General features: G+C 55.1%; 1 pseudogene. It reads right to left on the bottom strand.

Annotation, left to right across the window (positions count from 1 at the left end):
• Positions 1–899: pseudogene (locus ACWKV5_RS29600) on the bottom strand (transposase); the annotation flags it as partial.
• Positions 900–982: the final 83 nt, after the last annotated feature.

The following is a 982-nucleotide window of genomic DNA, read 5'->3' as shown; positions in this document are numbered from 1 at the left end:
CCATTGGAGTAGCCCGCATCCGCGGTGACCGTCAGTTCATCTTGCGAAAGTTGTTCCTTGGCCGCTTTGGCCATCGGTTCAAGTTGCTTGCGATCATCGCTGTCCTGAGTCACTTCATGGTGCACGATCATGCAGTGCTCAGCGTCCACGGCTGTCTGCACGTTGTACCCGACCCGAGGCCCTTTGTGCGTTCGCAGCATTCGCGCATCGCTTTCGTGGGTATTGAATTGCTCAAGCTCCATCGATTTCATCAGCGCCTGGCACGTCAGGTTATTGGAATGCCTGACCTCAAGTTGCGCCAACGCCGTCTTGATCGCACTGCGGTCAACCCTCTCGCCGGCTTCGGTTTTATCCGCCTCATCCAGCTCGGCCAAGTACTGGGCAATGCGTTTATCCAGCTTCTGCTCCTGGTGTTTGAGCCGTTGCAAGCTCGTATGGCGCCGCGAGGAAGCAACAGCCTGGAACTTGCTGCCATCAATGGCCACCTACTCGCCGGTTATCAACCCCGCTGTGCGACAAAACTGGACGAAGGCCCGGCACGTCGCGATGAAAGCGGGTTTGTTGTCTTTACGGAAATCGGCAATGGTCTTGAAATCGGGCTTGAGTCGATTGATCAGCCACATCACTTCGATATTGCGCTGACACTCGGCTTCGAGGCGCCGTGATGAACGGATCCGCTGGAAATAACCGTAGAGGTAAAGTTTTAGCTGATCGGCTGGATCGTAAGAAGGCCGGCCGGTGCTTTTTGGAAGTGCTTTATCAAAGCCCAGTCGCACCAGATCCAGCTTGGCGACGTAAAGGTCGATAACGCGAACGAGGTGATCCTCGGGGATCAACTCTTCCAGCGAGACCGGAAACAGGCTGGTCTGGCTGCGGGACTGTCCCTGGATGTAGGCCATAACGAAAAATGCTCCGTATCTTTCGATACGGAGCATTTTCTTCGAGCGCTGCGCAGATTGCTAGGTTTTCACACAGCCTGAAT

The sequence above is a fragment of the Pseudomonas oplopanacis genome, from assembly GCF_057128725.1.
Note: the sequence above shows the minus strand (reverse complement) of the source record. Positions and strands in the feature narration are given on the sequence as shown.